This window comes from Vibrio sp. S11_S32 (assembly GCF_014694465.1).
GTDB classification, from domain to species: Bacteria; Pseudomonadota; Gammaproteobacteria; order Enterobacterales; family Vibrionaceae; genus Vibrio; species Vibrio algicola.
The window spans coordinates 1-17,352 of sequence record NZ_JAAUWS010000050.1 but is presented as its reverse complement, the minus strand read 5'-3'; the positions used below and the strand labels follow the sequence as shown (position 1 = coordinate 17,352).

General features: G+C 43.4%; 16 protein-coding genes, 1 tRNA gene and 2 pseudogenes. 15 read left to right on the top strand and 4 right to left on the bottom strand.

Going from position 1 to position 17,352, the window contains the following annotated elements:
- Positions 1-243 precede the first annotated feature (243 nt).
- Entirely contained in the window at positions 244-570 is a 327-nt protein-coding gene (locus HC723_RS14605; protein WP_190339604.1) for a hypothetical protein, read from the top strand.
- 290 nt (positions 571-860) lie between these two features.
- Here the strand turns inward: HC723_RS14605 and ppsA are convergent, their stop codons facing one another.
- Positions 861-3,236 (bottom strand): phosphoenolpyruvate synthase, encoded by a 2,376-nt coding sequence (ppsA, locus tag HC723_RS14600; protein WP_190339603.1) that lies wholly within the window; start codon positions 3,234-3,236, stop codon positions 861-863.
- A 213-nt stretch (positions 3,237-3,449) separates the two neighbouring features.
- Between ppsA and ppsR the strand changes: the two genes are divergently transcribed.
- Complete coding sequence (gene ppsR, locus HC723_RS14595; RefSeq protein ID WP_153448327.1) at positions 3,450-4,283, top strand: posphoenolpyruvate synthetase regulatory kinase/phosphorylase PpsR; 834 nt, start codon at positions 3,450-3,452, stop codon at positions 4,281-4,283.
- Between the two features lie 272 nt (positions 4,284-4,555).
- Here ppsR and HC723_RS14590 read toward each other — a convergent pair whose 3' ends face one another.
- The gene (locus HC723_RS14590) at positions 4,556-4,933 is read right to left on the bottom strand and encodes a DUF1971 domain-containing protein (protein WP_153448328.1); all 378 of its coding nucleotides are present in this window, start codon (positions 4,931-4,933) and stop codon (positions 4,556-4,558) included.
- A gap of 107 nt (positions 4,934-5,040) precedes the next feature.
- The gene (gene norR, locus HC723_RS14585; protein WP_190339602.1) at positions 5,041-6,642 is read right to left on the bottom strand and encodes a nitric oxide reductase transcriptional regulator NorR; all 1,602 of its coding nucleotides are present in this window, start codon (positions 6,640-6,642) and stop codon (positions 5,041-5,043) included.
- Positions 6,643-6,881: 239 nt separating this feature from the next.
- Here norR and norV point away from each other — a divergent pair, with 239 nt between their 5' ends.
- The 11 genes and pseudogenes from norV (at position 6,882) to HC723_RS14530 (ending at position 15,192) form a co-directional block, all read left to right on the top strand.
- Complete coding sequence (gene norV / locus HC723_RS14580) at positions 6,882-8,510, top strand: anaerobic nitric oxide reductase flavorubredoxin (protein WP_446751409.1); 1,629 nt, start codon at positions 6,882-6,884, stop codon at positions 8,508-8,510.
- Positions 8,510-9,578: pseudogene (locus HC723_RS14575) on the top strand (FAD-dependent oxidoreductase). The gene norV and the pseudogene HC723_RS14575 overlap by 1 nt, the downstream one beginning before the upstream one ends.
- 122 nt (positions 9,579-9,700) lie before the next feature.
- Positions 9,701-9,877 (top strand): hypothetical protein, encoded by a 177-nt coding sequence (locus HC723_RS14570; RefSeq protein WP_190339600.1) that lies wholly within the window; start codon positions 9,701-9,703, stop codon positions 9,875-9,877.
- A gap of 154 nt (positions 9,878-10,031) precedes the next feature.
- Positions 10,032-10,796 carry a sulfite exporter TauE/SafE family protein gene (locus tag HC723_RS14565; RefSeq protein WP_153448333.1) on the top strand — a complete coding sequence of 255 codons (765 nt, stop codon included), beginning with the start codon at positions 10,032-10,034 and terminating at the stop codon, positions 10,794-10,796.
- 226 nt (positions 10,797-11,022) lie between these two features.
- Positions 11,023-12,615, top strand: a pseudogene (locus HC723_RS14560) (nickel-dependent hydrogenase large subunit).
- Positions 12,615-13,124: a HyaD/HybD family hydrogenase maturation endopeptidase gene (locus HC723_RS14555; protein ID WP_190339599.1), complete on the top strand. Its 510-nt coding sequence runs from the start codon at positions 12,615-12,617 to the stop codon at positions 13,122-13,124. Before HC723_RS14560 ends, HC723_RS14555 begins: the two are co-directional and overlap by 1 nt.
- Positions 13,115-13,363: a HypC/HybG/HupF family hydrogenase formation chaperone gene (locus HC723_RS14550; protein WP_190339598.1), complete on the top strand. Its 249-nt coding sequence runs from the start codon at positions 13,115-13,117 to the stop codon at positions 13,361-13,363. The genes HC723_RS14555 and HC723_RS14550 overlap by 10 nt, the downstream gene beginning before the upstream one ends.
- Positions 13,344-13,829 (top strand): [NiFe]-hydrogenase assembly chaperone HybE, encoded by a 486-nt coding sequence (hybE, locus tag HC723_RS14545; protein WP_190339597.1) that lies wholly within the window; start codon positions 13,344-13,346, stop codon positions 13,827-13,829. Before HC723_RS14550 ends, hybE begins: the two co-directional genes overlap by 20 nt.
- Positions 13,826-14,473: a hypothetical protein gene (locus HC723_RS14540; RefSeq protein ID WP_190339596.1), complete on the top strand. Its 648-nt coding sequence runs from the start codon at positions 13,826-13,828 to the stop codon at positions 14,471-14,473. The genes hybE and HC723_RS14540 overlap by 4 nt, the downstream gene beginning before the upstream one ends.
- 60 nt (positions 14,474-14,533) lie before the next feature.
- The gene (locus HC723_RS14535; RefSeq protein ID WP_190339595.1) at positions 14,534-14,950 is read left to right on the top strand and encodes a hypothetical protein; all 417 of its coding nucleotides are present in this window, start codon (positions 14,534-14,536) and stop codon (positions 14,948-14,950) included.
- 167 nt (positions 14,951-15,117) lie between these two features.
- Positions 15,118-15,192 (top strand) — tRNA-Gly (locus HC723_RS14530).
- Positions 15,193-15,403: 211 nt separating this feature from the next.
- On the opposite strand, the gene HC723_RS14525 is transcribed toward HC723_RS14530, so the two are convergent.
- On the bottom strand, positions 15,404-15,604 hold the full coding sequence (locus HC723_RS14525; protein WP_190339594.1) for a helix-turn-helix domain-containing protein: 201 nt from the start codon (positions 15,602-15,604) through the stop codon (positions 15,404-15,406).
- Positions 15,605-15,735: 131 nt separating this feature from the next.
- Here HC723_RS14525 and HC723_RS14520 point away from each other — a divergent pair, with 131 nt between their 5' ends.
- Both HC723_RS14520 and HC723_RS14515 read left to right on the top strand, forming a co-directional pair.
- Positions 15,736-15,948 (top strand): hypothetical protein, encoded by a 213-nt coding sequence (locus HC723_RS14520; RefSeq protein WP_190339593.1) that lies wholly within the window; start codon positions 15,736-15,738, stop codon positions 15,946-15,948.
- Positions 15,949-15,960: 12 nt separating this feature from the next.
- Entirely contained in the window at positions 15,961-17,136 is a 1,176-nt protein-coding gene (locus HC723_RS14515; protein ID WP_190339592.1) for an Arm DNA-binding domain-containing protein, read from the top strand.
- Positions 17,137-17,352: the final 216 nt, after the last annotated feature.

The window sequence follows — 17,352 nt, the reverse complement described above, 5'->3', positions numbered from 1 at the left end:
GTGGCCTCTCAGCATGGTCAGTTGTGTCCGAAATCGTCACAGCCGTGACGAATCGACAGCCCTACCCAAACGTATTCGGTTTTTAACGTTCACCAGCCCTGTCAATAGGGTGCTGGTGAACGCTTACTAACATTATCCTATGAAAATACTTCGAAAGTTTCAGCTCGTAATTTCTCTGCATACTTAAAAGTTAAAGGTGCACAAATCGAGTCTTTTAAATCTGTCGTATTTAGAAACGTAAACATGGATGTTCTTTCCATCCCTGCTAGCCAAAAACTAGACCTACCAGTAGTTGAGTTTTCTCGACTACAAGCATTATTCCCTAATACCATTTGTGGTGTTGGTTTAAAGTCTTGGGAATATGATCCTACACTTTCAGATTCTTCTTGTGATTCAGCTAGCGAAATTACTTCCAGTCGCATTGAAGCTATTTCTAAATTTGAAACCGTGTTCAATGAAAAAAAAGAAACTTCAAGCTCACTTTGGATTTACACATGCGAAAAATGTGACTCAGCGGCACTGCCTCGATATGAGTTAACAGTTCATCACTTGAATCAAGATAAAAGCTAACAAACAATTTAAGAGTGATTCAGCACGCTTGGCATTTTTGGTGTAGGTCTAATTTGGTGTTTACGGTGTTGAAATTGAGTGCTGTGGTAGCGTGCCTCACACCTTAATTGGGCGTTACTTCTTCCGTACATCAACTAATCCGTAATTTACTACATAAGTAAAACCTGTAACTCGGAAATGTCCAAAAGTAAGTTTAGGTTAATATTTGAATGTGTAAGTCCAAAACTTCAAAAAAAATGAGCTCAACTGAGCTCATTTTTATTCAATCAAACATCTCTATCTAATCGTCATTACTGCACTTTTTCACCTAAGTGTAACCAAGTTTCGAGTACGGTATCAGGGTTTAATGATACCGAATCAATGCCTTGTTCCATTAACCATTGAGCCAGATCGTCGTGATCGGATGGGCCTTGACCACAAATTCCTACGTACTTTCCGGCTTTATTGGCCGCTTTTATTGCCATTGCTAACATGGCTTTAACCGCAGGGTTTCGCTCGTCAAACATGTGAGCAATTTCGCCAGAATCTCGATCCAGCCCTAGGGTTAATTGGGTCATGTCGTTAGAACCAATCGAGAAGCCATCAAAGTATTTTAAGAAGTCTTCTGCCAAAATTGCATTCGATGGCAGCTCGCACATCATGATCACTTTTAAGCCATCTTCACCGCGTTTAAGATCAAACTTAGCAAGAAGGTCAATCACGCCAGCGGCTTCGTTAGTGGTGCGCACAAATGGGATCATGATTTCGACGTTCTTTAAGCCCATTTTATTGCGAACTCGTTTCATCGCTTCACATTCCAACGCAAAACAATCTTGGAATTTAGGCGAGATATAACGCGAAGCACCACGGAATCCTAGCATTGGGTTTTCTTCGGTTGGCTCGTAATTGATGCCGCCGACGAGGTTACGGTACTCATTCGATTTAAAATCCGACATCCGCACAATCACACGTTTTGGCCAGAAAGCCGCTGCCAGTGTGGAAATCCCTTCGGTTAATTTTTCAATATAGAATTCAACTGGATTCGCGTAACCGACAATACGTTGATCAATTTCTGCTTTCAGTTCATCCGATTGCTGGGCGTAATTTAGCAACGCTTTAGGGTGAATGCCGATCATTTTATTAATGATGAATTCTAAACGCGCTAAACCAACGCCTTCATTAGGGATACAAGCAAAGTCGAATGCGCGATCGGGGTTGCCGACATTCATCATCACTTTTAATGGTAAATCGGGCAAGTCGGTGACGGAAGAGAGCTTGATTTCAAAGTCCAACTCGCCTTCATACACAAACCCTGTTTCGCCTTGCGAGCACGATACAGTCACACGCTGACCATCTTTGAGTTTGCTGGTGGCATCCCCACAACCGACCACCGCAGGAATACCGAGCTCACGCGCAATGATGGCGGCGTGGCAAGTCCGTCCACCACGGTTGGTCACAATCGCCGCGGCTTTTTTCATTACCGGTTCCCAATCTGGATCGGTCATGTCGGCCACTAATACATCGCCCACTTGCACTTGATCCATTTCATCTAGGCTTTTCACTACTCGAACCACACCGGCGCCAATACGCTGGCCAATCGCGCGGCCTTCGATAATGGTTTGGCTGGCGGCTTGATCGTCTAATTGGAAGCGTTCCATCACTTGTTGATCATCACGCGAGCGCACCGTTTCAGGGCGAGCTTGAACAATCAACAATTCACCAGTAATGCCATCTTTTGCCCACTCAATATCCATTGGGCGGCCGTAATGTTTTTCAATGATCAGCGCTTGTTTGGCTAATTCTTGAATTTCATCATCGTTTAGAGAGTATTGGCGACGTTCTTCATCGGTGGTGTCGATAATTTCGACTTGAGTGCCGATCTCTTTGCCATCGGCGTAGATCATTTTAATTTGTTTGGAGCCAAAGGTTCGGCGCACTACCGCTGGGTTTCCGGCTTGTAGGGTTGGCTTGTGGACATAAAATTCATCAGGGTTAACCGCGCCTTGCACCACCATTTCGCCCAAGCCCCAAGAGGAAGTAATGAAGACCACTTGGTCAAAGCCCGATTCGGTATCAAGAGTGAACATGACGCCAGAAGAGGCTTTGTCAGAACGCACCATGCGCTGAATCCCCGCAGACAATGCCACGCCTTTATGATCAAAGCCTTGGTGAACGCGATAGGAGATAGCGCGATCGTTAAATAATGAAGCAAAGACATGTTTGGCGGCTTCGATAACGGCGTCAATGCCACGCACGTTTAAAAAGGTTTCTTGTTGGCCTGCAAACGAGGCATCGGGCAGATCTTCTGCGGTTGCTGAGGAGCGAACCGCAACAGAAAGCATATCGTCGCCATTACCCAGTTGTTTATAAAATTCGCGGATCCCGTTTTCGAGATCGGCAGGGAAGGGAGCACCAAGGACCCATTGGCGGATCGTGCTGCCTGCTTTTTTAAGAGCGTTCACATCATCAACATCGAGCTCATCAAGTAGCTGATAGATTCGATCATTTAGTTGGTTAGCGTCTAAAAATTGGTTAAAGGCAAAAGCCGTTGTTGCGTACCCATTTGGTACTTTTACGCCAGCATTTGAAAGATTTGCGACCATTTCGCCTAAAGACGCGTTCTTTCCCCCGACTTTATCAACATCATTAATTGATAAAGCATCATACCAAACCACATTTTTATCCACGGGCAACTCTCCTGTATTTCTCATCATAAATTTAAGTTAATCAATGTGGGATCATTCACATTGTTTTGCTAAAAATCAGTTTATGGTCAATGGGCCGATCTATATTCAGTGGTGGCAAGCTGTAAAAAAAAACGTGTGAAATTTTGGTTGTGTTTTTTTACACCTCGATCATACTGATAACCTGACAGGGACTTACCGAGGATTCAACTTCTTATGCAGAGCAAAACAAATTTTCGTGATGTATTTTACGTTTCTGATGGAACGGCCATTACATCGGAAACATTAGGCCATGCGGTTTTAGGTCAGTTTCCGATTGAAGTTTCGCAAGTAACTTTGCCATTTGTTGAAACGGTTGAACGCGCGCAATATGTGAAAAATCAGATTAATCAAAAGTTTATCGAGACGGGTGAAAAGCCATTAGTGTTTTTCTCGATCGTATTGCCGGAAATTAAAGCCATTATTGCTCAAGCTAACGCCAATTTGTATGATGTTTTGAGTGTGTTAGTGGAACCATTAACGCGTGATTTACAGCTAGAGCCTGCGCCTAAATTACATCGATCCCACAGTATAAATAAAGATTCCGACAGTTATCAAAAACGAATTGCCGCGATTGAATACACGTTAGCGCACGATGATGGGGTATCGCTTAACAATCTTGAACAAGCGGATATCATTCTATTGGGCGTGTCGCGTTGTGGTAAAACGCCTACTTGCTTATACCTTGCGATGCAGTTTGGAGTGCGGGCGGTGAACTACCCGTTTATTGAAGATGACATGGCGAGACTAAAGTTGCCAAAAGAGATAGAACCCTACCGTTTCAAAACATTTGGCCTCACGATCGACACTGAACGCTTAATGGCGATCCGGCATGAACGTTATGCGAATAGCGAATATTCAAGCGAAAATCAATGTGGAAAAGAGCTCAACAAAGTCGAAAGTTTGTTCCGCCGTGAAGCGATCCCATACTTAAATACCACCACATTATCGGTGGAAGAAATTTCAACGCGCTTAATGGAAGTCAGTGGTTTGAAGCGAACACTGTGGTAAAAAATGGTGTGATAAAGTTAATTAAGAACAAAAATTAAGCGCCGTGATAATACCTACTCCATAAATTTAATGCTCGTTCAAAATTGAGTACAGAGAAAAGTGTCAAAGGCTATGGATGGCCTTTTCTCAAGCACACAAGGATGGATCAGCGTCTTTGCGGCGTATTCAAATTGATCAAATATTAAATGGAATTGGTATAACACAGAGAAGGCAAAAGAAAAGTCCGTCATTAAATAAAATAATGACGGACTTTTTAGTTTATATTAAGGCAGTTATTCGTTATCTAACAACCCATCGATCTTGGTGCTATGAATACGTGAGCTTTTAAACATCGCTTTATTGCCGGTATCGGTTTCCGACCAAAAGTTAATGTTAAATTGAGCATCATCACTCATTTCAACACGGTGCCAATATTGCGGCGGGCTGGTGGCAAAGGTTCCGGCTTTGATCACCACAGTTTGTTCTGGCTCAGTGGCGGCCTCGTCGGCAAACCCGTAGAAGGTCACGGTACCCTGCATTACGCAGATCTGACCAAACACACCTTCGGCAGTATTATGGTGAGTTAATAACGCTTTTGGCACATTATCTTTAGTGAAAAAGTGAGTAGAGCGTTTGATTTTCCAATGACTTGGGATGACTAAGTGACTCATATTTCTCTCCTTAAAAATACCCTTGGTACTTGAAGCTACGTATCTGCGCTCAAGACTGTGAGTATGTCGTTATAAATAATGACTTTGGTTGAGTTTCAATTTCAATTTTAATTTTTTAAGCCTAGGCGCTTGGCTAAACGATGCAAGTTTCCACTGTCGATTTGCAGATCTCGAGCGGTGGCAGCCCAGTTTTGTTGGTTATTATTGAGTGCGGTAGTGATAATTTGAGTTTGAAAATCTTCGGTAGCTTGTTTGAGCCCAGCTTGAGGATCAATATTTGGCGCAAGATCTAACGTCTGCGGCAATAAATTTTCGTTAGCGGCAGTTTGATGGCTTGATGATTGTGGCTTAGACGAAGCCGCTTGGGTTAATTCAAAATGATGCGGCTGCAGGATCACATGGCTCGATGGCATATTCTCTTTGCGGCTAAAGGTTTCAGTTCTGGCTAAAACGGCTGCGCGATGAATTGAATGCTCTAACTGGCGCACGTTGCCCGGCCAAGGGTATTGGCGCAGTAAATTTAACGCGGCTGGTGAAATGCTTAAATGATTAAGATTCAGTTTGTTTTTGCACTTTTCGATAAAGAAACCACTGAGCAAAGTGGTATCACCTTCACGCTCGCGTAAGGCAGGAACATGGATCGGGAACACACTCAATCTGTGGTATAAATCGGCGCGAAATTGCCCAGTCACCACATCTTGATGCAAATCGCGATTGGTCGCCGCCACAATGCGGGTATTCACTTTTAATACGCTGTCATCACCGACGCGTTGTAAGTCGCCATATTGCAGCACTCGTAACAATTTTGATTGCAGCCCTAATGGCAATTCGCCGACTTCATCTAAAAATAGTGTCCCGTTATCGGCCAGTTCAAATTTGCCTTTTCGGTGGCTGATCGCGCCAGTAAAGGCTCCTTTGACATGACCAAATAATTCACTTTCTGCCACCGACTCTGGTAGCGCAGCGCAGTTTAGATATACCAAAGTTTGTTTAGCGCGGTTTGATTGAGCGTGGATAGAGGCGGCAACCAGCTCTTTACCTACGCCCGTTTCCCCCATCACTAAGACAGAAAGATCAGTATTGGCGACTGCTTGGATCTGCATGCGTAAATCCATCATCGCGCCAGATTGACCAATCATTTCTTCATCCAATTTTATGTCTTTGGTGACTTGCGGGCTATTGGCGCTGACATTGACGACTTGTAACTCTAATTGTTTCATTAACAGGGATGTATGCAAACTGGCAGCGGCCAATGCACTAATGGTTCTTAAATCTCGGTCGCTAAATTGGTCAAATTGGTGAGCATCAAACCCATCGATGGTTAACGCGCCAATTAAATTGCCATGGGCGATCAGGGGTAAGCCGACACAAGCATGTACATGCAGTTTATCGCCTTTATTGGGAATTAACCCATCGTAAGGATCGGCAATATCACTGTCGGCCGGAAAGCGCACCACATCCCCCGCGCGAGCAATGGCTTCAAGACGCGGGTGCTCATTGATATTAAACCGGCGTCCCATCACTTCTTCATACAAGCCATCAATGGCCAGTGGCACAAATTGCTGATCGCGATAAGCCAATAACGCTGCTGCATCGCACTTTAATAAATTACGCAGCACTTCCAACAGACGGTCAAATCTATCTTGATTGGAGATCCCTAGAGTCAGATCTAATGCTAATTGAGTAATTTGAGTGTGAAATTGCTGCATGTTGTTTACCTAAGTCGCCGTCATTTTAGAGTGGTCATATTGAGAGCGTTCACACTAGCCGAAGCGTGGATATATACTGTCAATGTGACATTGTGCTGTCACATTGATACTACTCGGGTTTTGTCAAAATGACATACTACTAAAGAGTAAAAATCGTAACTCATTGAATATTAAAGATCTAAAAAGTTGGCACGCTAACTGCAATATACAGGGCAGAGAGTTAATTAATTTTAGTATTGATGCCTAAATTGATAAGGCGGCAATACAGTTTAGTATTTTATTCAGGAGTCTTTATGTCTATTCATGTTAAAAACAATATCCACTGGGTTGGTCAACGCGATTGGGAAGTACAAAACTTCCATGGTACAGAATACAAAATCACCCGTGGTACCAGTTATAACAGCTACCTTATTCGTGAAGAAAAAACCGTTCTTATTGATACAGTAGATCATCGCTTCAGCCAGCAGTTTATCCAAAACTTAGAAATGGAAATTGATCTCAATGAGATTGATTACATTGTTATCAACCATGCTGAAGAAGATCATGCCGGTGCGTTAGGTGCATTATTAGCTAAAATTCCCAACACGCCAATTTACTGTACCGAAAACGCGGTGGATTCTATTACCGGTCATCACCATCAGCCAGATTGGAACTTCAATGTGGTGAGAACTGGCGACAGCATCGATTTGGGTAACGGTAAAGCATTAGTGTTTGTTGAATCTCCAATGTTGCATTGGCCAGACAGCATGATGACTTACATGACAGGCGACGCAGTATTGTTTAGTAACGATGCATTTGGTCAACACTACTGTGACGAGCACTTGTTTAACGATGAAGTTGATCAAGTGGAATTATACGAGCAATGCCTACGTTACTACGCCAATATTTTAACCCCGTTTAGCGCCTTAGTGACGGCTAAAATTAAAGAAGTATTAAGCCTTGAGTTGCCAGTGGATATGATTGCCACCGCGCACGGTATTGTTTGGCGTGATAACCCAACTCAAATTATTCATCAATATCTTGAGTGGGCGGATAATTACCAAGAAGATCGTATTACCTTATTCTACGATTCAATGTCTAACAACACGCGTATGATGGCCGATGGTATCGCACAAGGTATTCACGATATTGACCCGAACGTGGCAGTAAAAGTGTTTAACGTGTCGCTTCATGACAAAAATGAGATCCTCTCTAGCGTATTCCGCTCAAAAGGTATCTTAGTGGGATCTTCAACCATGAATAATGTGATGATGCCAAAAGTGGCGGGCATGTTAGAAGAAATTACCGGTATGCGCTTTAAGAATAAAAAAGCGGCGGCATTTGGTAGTTACGGTTGGAATGGTGGCGCGGTAGACCGTATCCACACTCGCTTAATGGATTGTGGTTTTGAAACGGCGATCAGCAAGAAAACTAAGTGGCGTCCAGATGGGAAAGCGATGCAAGAATGTCGTGAATATGGTCGTCAGATCGCGCGTGAATGGGCACTGTATGAGTTATCCAACACCATTTCTCCAATTGTTAAGCAAACCACAGGTGTTCCGGTATCAAAAGCGGTACCGAATGAAGTGAAGCAAGCAGCCAATGCGCCAGTAACGGGTATTGCGATCCCTGCTGCAAGCGTTGAAGTTGAAGCGCCAAAGACAACAGAACAAACAAGTAATGATGCAAATGATCAAGCAATGCTGTGTACCGTGTGCCAATGGGTTTATGAGCCTGAACTCGGCGAACCAAATCAAGGGGTAGAGCCAGGAACCGCTTGGGCTGAAGTGCCAGAATATTTCTTATGCCCAGATTGCGGTATTGGTAAAGAAGTGTTTGAACCTTGTGCTAGCAAGCTAGGTAAAAACAACGGCTCACAGGTGGCTTAATGAGTAATCCAATTATGATCATAGGCAGTGGTTTTGCTGCCTATCAATTAGTGAAAACGCTACGTCGCACCGACACTGATACGCCGATCACAGTGATCACAGCCGATGATGGCCATGATTATAACAAGCCCGATCTGAGCCATGTATTTTCTAAAAATCAAGATGCTGCCGCCCTTATTCGTCAAACGGCAGAGGTGTTTGCACAAGAAAATGGCGTGACTATTATGACTGACACGCGCATCTGCTTTTGTGCCACCGATGACAGGATCAGCGGTTGAACACATAGTGACGTTAAATAGTCGGGTTGAATTTCAAGCCGCACAGCAAGAGCTAAGCCAAGCCGAACATGTCTTGATCATTGGCGCGGGTTTAATTGGGACTGAGCTGGCGATGGATTTAGCGTCTGCGGGCAAAACGGTATCATTGGTCGATCCCTGCGATAGCGTGATGGCCACCTTATTACCGGATGTCGTATCTGCGCCACTGCAAAAGCAATTGCGTAAACGTGGGGTCAAACTGCAGTTAAGCAATAGTGTGCAAAATTTAGATAAAACCGAATTTGGCATTGAAGTGACGCTGGAGTCTGGCGAGCAATTTTTAGTTGATAGCGTGATCTCAGCGGCGGGCCTAAAGCCGAATGTACAATTGGCTCAGCAAGCTGGGTTAGAAGTGGGCAAAGGTATTGTGGTCGACCGTCAATTACAAACCTCACAGCCTAATATTTATGCGATTGGTGATTGTGCGCAAATTGAAAACAAGGTGTTGTCTTACCTGCAACCGACCTTATTAAGCACCAATGTATTGGCCAAAGGCTTGCTCAATGCCGATCAAGAAAATGCCGCACTCAAATTGGCGTCGATGTTGGTGAAAGTGAAAACGCCGGATCTGCCAATCCAATTAAGCGGTCACACTGGTGAGAGTGTTTATCGTTGGCAAGTAGAACTCGATGGCGACGGTATTACTGCCAAAGCGTTTAATGTTGATGATGCCTTAGTGGGCTTTGTGGTCACGCAAAATCACATGAAAAACGCCTTCCCAATGCTAAGAGAATTACCCGCTTTGTTGTAAACAGAGCAGAGCGAATAGCAATAATTGAAGTTGCCGCAGAGTCATTTTTATACTGATGGTAACAACAAAGTGTCAGCTTCAATTAAGCTAAAAGCGGAAAGGATAAAATCAAGGAGAGCCGAATGAGCATGAAAATTCTAAATCGTTATGTTGACCAAGTAAGTCAAAAAATTACCGTTTATGTCAGCCAACTCGGCCAATGCAAAAACAGTGAATGTGAGTTAGAAACCGCGCAGCAATGCCAGCGGGAATTGGCGTGTGAGAATTGCCAGAGGCATCGTTCGGGATCTTCTCGTTAAATGATGCCAAATGTGGCGACATTATTAAATCAATCAAACGGCATAGGAGAATATCCTGTGCCGTTTTTGATCTTTTTCTGTCAAAACTGCCTATTCGTAACCACTTTTTTGCTTTGAGGGGTATAATCGCGTTTTAGCCTAAAATGAACTCGCCATGCTTGATTTTATACTGCACTTCAAACCCGATATTCTTAGTGATTCTCAATTTTATTTTCTGATCTTATTAAGTGGCATGACTTCGATGCTCAATACCATTATTGGCGTTGGTGGTGGCGCGACGCTGATTGCTTTTATGATCACCATGATCCCAGCACAAGCGGTTATTCCGGTGCATGCGGTGGTGCAACTGGGTTCTAATGCCGGCCGTGCATTTTTGATGCGCAAGTACATCGAAAGGAAATTTCTCGGCTGGTACTTTGTTGGTGCAGTGATTGGCGCGATTATTGGTGGTCAACTGGCCCTGAATTTACCGACCCGTTATTTAGAGCTTATTCTGGCGGTGTTTATTTTGATCAGCAGTTGGGTGCCAATCAATTTAAGCTTGAAAGGCACGAAAGGTTTAGTAGGGATTGGCTTTCTGACGACTTTCCTTAGCATGTTTGTTGGCGCTACCGGACCATTATTGATCGCCACGGTGAAAAACTTATTGCCCGATCGCCGTCAACTGGGCGCGACCATGGCTTGCTTTATGTCAATGCAACACACCATTAAAGTGGTGGTGTTTGCTTTCTTAGGTTTTGCATTTAAAGATTGGATCGGGGTGATCGCCTTGATGATCGCCTGTGGTTTTGTGGGCACTTATATTGGCAAACGTATTTTATATAAAGTGTCGAACCAACATTTTCATACCATTCTTAAAGTGGCGTTAACCTTTATTGCGCTGCGTTTGATTGTCGGATTCTTTACTGGTAGTCATTAATAGCAGATACATTTCTTCGTTATTACGGCTGGTGTTGAAATAATGTCAATTATTCACTTAAAGTAAACTGCAATAAAATGGGCTGTGACCGATTTCTTAGGAGAAAAGTCATTGCTCATTTTTTATTTATCTTCTGATGATGGTCATAGAGTATGTTTAAGGACACCTGCGCATAGACTGCGAAATTGATAACGGTGTGGTGACTAAAGCTTGGTCGTCAGGCACCATGTGGCGCGGAATGGAAAACATTTTACAAGGCACTAGCCCAATTGATGCGTGGACCATTACTCAACGAATTTGTGGCGTTTGTACCACGATTCATGCACTTTCTTCAGTAAAAGCGGTGGAAAATGCGCTCGATTTAGACGTGCCATTAAACGCCCAATATATTCGTAATATCATTCAAGCGGCGCACGGTATTCAAGATCACGTTGTGCACTTTTATCAATTATCGGCGCTTGATTGGGTGGATATTACCTCGGCCTTAAAAGCGGATCCGGCCAAAGCGGCGGCATTGGCAAATTCAGTGTCGTTATGGGAAGGCAATTTTGTGGCTGAATTTACCAAAGTGAAAGGTAAAATTTAGGGGCTAGTCGATAGTGGTCAATTGGGCATTTTTGCCAATGGTTACTGGGAACATCCTAAAATGCAGCTGCCACCAGAAGTAAACTTGATTTGCTTTGCCCACTATTTACAAGCGTTAGAGTGTCAGCGTGACGCGACTCGCGTGGTGGCCCTGCTGGGAGGAAAAAGCCCGCACATTCAAAACCTAGCGGTGGGCGGCGTTGCAAACCCTATCAACCTTGATGGGATTGAAGTGCTTAATATCGAACGTTTAGATTTTCTAAAAAGCTTTATCGATCGCTTAGAAGGCTTTATTGAAAACGTCTACAAACCGGATGCGGTGCTACTGGCTTGCTACTATCCTGATGCGTTTAAAACTGGCGGAGGGGTAAAAAATTACATCTCAGTGCCTAACTTCCCTGTGGATGAAAAAAGCACCGAATTTGTGATGGAAGGCGGCTTTATAAAAGATGGCGATCTTGCTACTTTCCGTCCGATCACCAGCTACACCGACGACTGGTTGATCAAAGGCATTACTGAATCAACCAAACACTCATGGTATGACGATGAAGGTAAACTGCACCCGTGGGAAGGGCAAACCGAACCTAATTACACTGGTTGGGATGCCGACGATAAATACAGTTGGGTGAAGTCTCCGGCGTTTTATGGCGAAGCGGTGCAGTTAGGGCCACTGGCGAACATGATGTGTATGATCACCGCCGGAAACCAAGACTGCCAACGTCATTTCGATGATATTACTCGCATTATCAATGATGTCAGCCATCGTCAATATGGTTTAGAAGATATGCACTCTACTATGGGGCGTGTGATCGCGCGTGCGGTCCGTTGTGGCATGTTGCACGAAGTGGTGACTGATCAATTTAATCGCTTGATCGCCAATATCAAAAAAGGCGACACCAGCACGTATAACAAACCGGATATGCCTGATACTGAAATTAAAGGTGTCGGTTTTCTGGAAGCGCCGCGCGGCATGTTGTCGCATTGGGTGGTGATTGAAGAAGGCAAAATCAAGAACTACCAAGCGGTGGTGCCATCGACTTGGAACGCCGGTCCGCGTAATGAAGACTGTGTCCCTGGGCCTTACGAGCAAGCTTTGGTTGGGTTACCCGTTGCCGATTTAGACAAACCATTGGAAGTGCTGCGCGTTATTCACTCATTTGATCCTTGCATGTCTTGTGCGATCCATTTGTTTGATACCGAAGGCCTGCCAGTTAATGTGATTAAGGTTCTGTAATGGCGGCATTATTATTAGGGGTGGGCAATTTACTGCTCACCGATGAAGCGATTGGCGTGGAAGTGATCCGCGCCTTTGAGCAACACTATCACACCCCCGATGCGCTAGAAGTGGTGGATGGTGGCACTGCGGGCATGGAGTTGCTGGATTTTTTAATCGATAAAGACGTGGTGATCATTGTTGATGCGGTTAAGCATAAAGCGGTGCCTGGCACGGTGATATTGCTTGAAGATGACGCCATTCCAGCTTTATTTGCGCAGAAGATCTCGCCTCATCAATTGGGATTAGGGGATCTGTTATCGTCGCTGATTATGCTCGATCGTTACCCGAAGAAATTGTATTTGGTTGGCGCGATCCCACAATCTATCGAGCCGCATATTGGCATGACAGAGACCTTGCTTGGCAAAGTGGATCCGATGCTCGCTCATGTGGTGGACTTGCTGACTCAGCATGGTTTTGATCTGCAAAAAAAAGCGCAGATAGACGATAAGTCATCATCATGTGTATAGGTATTCCTAGCCAAGTGGTTGCATTAGGCAATGGTACTGCCCGCGTTCGCTGTTTAGACAGTGAGCGCGAAGTTAGCCTGTTATTGATGTCAGATAACGTCGAGTTAGGCGATTATTTGCTGATCCAAGCAGGCGGCTTTGCGGTGGAAGTATGGCCAGAAGCTGATGCCTTAGCAACGTTAGCGCTATTAACTGGCTCCGATAATACAGAGAACTCAAATGAATCTATCTCCCGCTGATATTGCTCAAAAGAAAGTCGATATTGAAGCTGTGTATCAGCGTATTTTTGCTCAACAGATGCAGTCACTGTCCTTTGTTTCGCCTCATATTGAGATTGAAATGGTGAGCTTGCAACCGTATCAAGATCATTGGATGGGGGGGATGATAACGCCTTGGATGCTGAACTTAATGATCATGCCAATGGATGAGACTCAAGGCTTATGGGCTGATTTACGCGTGGGCGAAGAAATTGGTCTGCATTTGGCTGGCAACGATTATCGTTTTTACGCCTCGGAAGTCGCAGGTATTGGTCAGTTCTTAGCTTGTTCATTAATGTCGCCAATTGCGGGCTTAACCGAACACAGCCAAGCGGTCACCTTAGCCAAAGATGTGATGCGTCTGGTCACCTCACTTGCCACCGATGAAATCAACCATAGTCGCCGCCAATTATGGTCGCGTTCATTAGAGCCGTCGGTCAGTCAATGAGTCATAAATTAAACCGTAGCAATCTCGCGGCGAATCAAACTCAGCCTCAGCCACAAGATAGTCAGCCGCAATTTAATGGTTTTGTTAAATTACGCTGTACGGCGACTGGCAGCCAAGCTATTTATCAATCAAGTGCGCATCAATCAAGTTCATATCAACCAAGTGCGTATCAATTAAGCACGCATCAACTAAAATCAAGCGCACATATACAAAGCGTGCAACTGGATTACCAGCGTATATCGATTGAACCGTGCTTAATTGGGCTGACTCAATCACAAGTGATGCAACGTATTGGTCAGTTGATCAGCTTGTGCCCGGTTTCCCATCAAGTCGCCAGTTTGGCCAGTTTTTCAGTCGTGCAAGCCACAACGTGCCCTGAGATTTCTGTTGAGCAACAAACACAATTAAAGCAAGAGTGTATCAACACTTACGCAATGCAATGGATGCAAGTTGCTCAACGCTTGAACCTCACCAGTTTGTGGGCTCCGATCATTCGCTTATTGCTGACAGGGCAACACCAATCGGGCATTGAAGCGATGTTGCAACTCGACAGTGCAGATATTCAAGATTGGTTAGCGACGGAAAAATTTGATGCCGCCGCGATAGATTTTGCGCCCTCCAGCCCGATGTTTGAGTTATGGTAGTGGGCAAAGCATTACACATGGGATCTTGGCGATAAAAAATGGCAACAACTGCGCATCATCTTGAACGCAGAGTCGCTGGGTGAGGGCAAGATAAGTGAGAGCAAAATAGGTGAGTCAAAAATAGCGAACCATGCTCTGTGTGGCGTGATGTGGATTAAGCTGCAACAACTGGTCAAATTGGTTTATCAACAAAGCGCATTAGGCTTACCAGCAGCGCCAACGCAAGGGTCGACGTTTGTGGCTTATGCACCAAGAGGACGGTTAATTCATCAAGTTAAATGTAATAAACAAGCGGAAGTAACCCATTATACCATCCAGAGCCCGACTGATGCGCTGTGCACTACCGGCTTAATCGAACTCTTAACCGAGTGTCCTTTGCCTTCGCATCAGCCACGATTAGGTTTAAATTTGTTGCTGGCGTTTATTGATCCTTGTGTTCCATTTGAGGTGTCTCTTAACTTCGATGAAACGGTTTAACCTTGCTAACGTTATCATTACCGCATGGTTTAACGCTGTCGGTTTCTTTTTGGACTTTAATTGCACAAAAAGGCATCAAACAAACTTTTTTTTGTATTTAGGTCTTTCATTTCCTTTAAGTTGTGGCATCATTACTGGGCTTTCCAAGAGAGCCAATCTCAAAGTAAGCGTGCGTCGTATAATGGCTATTACCTCAGCCTTCCAAGCTGATGATGCGGGTTCGATTCCCGCCGCACGCTCCAATCGCTTTTGCAACACCATTTCAATGTAACTCTTTAATAAATAACACTCTTTATTGAGTGGTTTTGTGTATCTGGTATTCGCCGATTGTCTAAAAATCCTTACCTAAAATAGCTCGGTGGCCAAACGGTGGTCATTTGGTGTCCATAGCTGTTTTTTAATGAGAAATCATAAATGAGCTGAAATCATCAGCCCAATATAAGAAAAACTAATCTACTTTTCTTGTTCTAGTAGATCTCCTACCGAAATATTTAAGTAACTGCAAAGCGTATCGATCACTTCTAAATCTACTCGTGTGGCTGTCTCATTATATAGTCGAGTAATTGTTCCGCGATTGACTCCTGTATCTCTAGATACATCTGAAATTTTCAGTTTTTTTTCACCTAGAATTTTTGATAGGTGGCACTTAATCATGTTCCTCTCCAGATAAAAATGTTCTTCTATAGGTTAAAAATGGTTGTAATAGATAATTTTAATGTTATATTTAATCTGCAGAAGGTAATTAAGACCTTTTGCAAGTTAAATTGATTATCAGGAGATTGTAAATGAGCATGACGTATCTGACAACAAAAGAACTATCTGAACGTATTAAATATGATACGCGAACAATTAGAGAGCAATTGAAAGATGTCGTTTTATTTGAAGGGGTTCATTATGTGCGCCCATTTGGAGGGAGAAAAATATTGTTCTTATGGGAGCGAATTGAAGAGGAGATTTTAAATGGAATGACGATTGATTCGTTAATTACTGGGTTATAAGGATGATTAGTTATGGGCGTGATTAATGTAAGAAATAATAAATTAGTACTTCAATTTCGTTATCTTGGTAATAGATGCCGTGAACAGACTCAATTACCTGATACCCCTGCAAATCAAAAACGATTACAGAATTTGCTAAAACGTATTGAAGCTGAAATTATTATCGGTACTTTCAAATATTCATCATATTTTCCGAATAGTAATAACGCGATAAAATTTAGTGCGATCGATGAACAAAAACAAACAGCTAAAGAGTATTTTGAAAGTTCAAATTCACCAATGTTTGAACAGTTTGCTGAAACATGGTTAGCCGAAAAACAAGTGGAATGGCTGATTGGCCATTATACGGATGTTGAAGGGGCATTAAACAACCATATTTTGCCTAAATTCGGTAAAAAGAAGATCAGCGTCATCACTAAACAAGACATTCTTTCTTTTCGAACTGCTCTCGCCAAAGTTCAAGGACGAAAAGGAAAGGTACTATCCCCATCACGGATTAATCATATTATGACACCGTTAAGAATGATCCTTAATGAAGCCGCCGAACGATATGAGTTTACTTCGCCTTGGCGAAATATTAAAGCCTTAAAAGTTCCTCGCACTGAAGTTGATCCATTTAATTTTCAAGAAGTGGAACAGGTCATTAAAGCTGCGCCAGAAGAATTTAAAAATTATTACATTGTCCGGTTTTTTACTGGCTTACGTAGTAGTGAAATCGATGGATTAACTTGGAAACAGATTGATTTAGTGGCTAAGCGTTTAACGGTATCGCAAAGCTTGGTAAGGGGAGTGGTTGGATCATTAAAAACAGATAGCTCTTTTCGAACCATTGATTTACCAACCCGCGTAGTGGACGCACTAAAAAAGCAAAAACAAAATCGTGTATCAAAACAACCTTTTGTATTTACCAATCAAAAAGGTCGTCCTTTGAACTATCAAGTTGTATCGCGATCAGTTTGGTATCCAATGCTTGAACGAGCTGGCTTAAAACCCCGTAACCCATACCAAACCAGGCATACTTATGCGACGTTATTATTGGCCGCTGGTGAGTCTCCTGAGTGGATAGCAAGCCAAATGGGGCATACGACAACAACTATGTTATTTCGTGTGTATTCCCGGTATGTGCCTAATTTGATGCGTCGTGATGGCAGTGCGTTTGAAGCACTATTACAAGCGGAGGATGTATAATGAATTACTCTCCACTTGCTATTCATTGCACCAGTTTGTGTTTTGATGTAATTCAAAGTCAATATTTTGAAAAGTTAACCATTGAAGAAATTGTAAGCGTTCACCAGCACCCTATTGACAGGCGAATGTGACGATCATCACTTGATCTACAATTGCCTATTGAACGATCCTTTTTATGCTTCATTATCTTCACATGAGCAGAAAAAAAGAACCTAA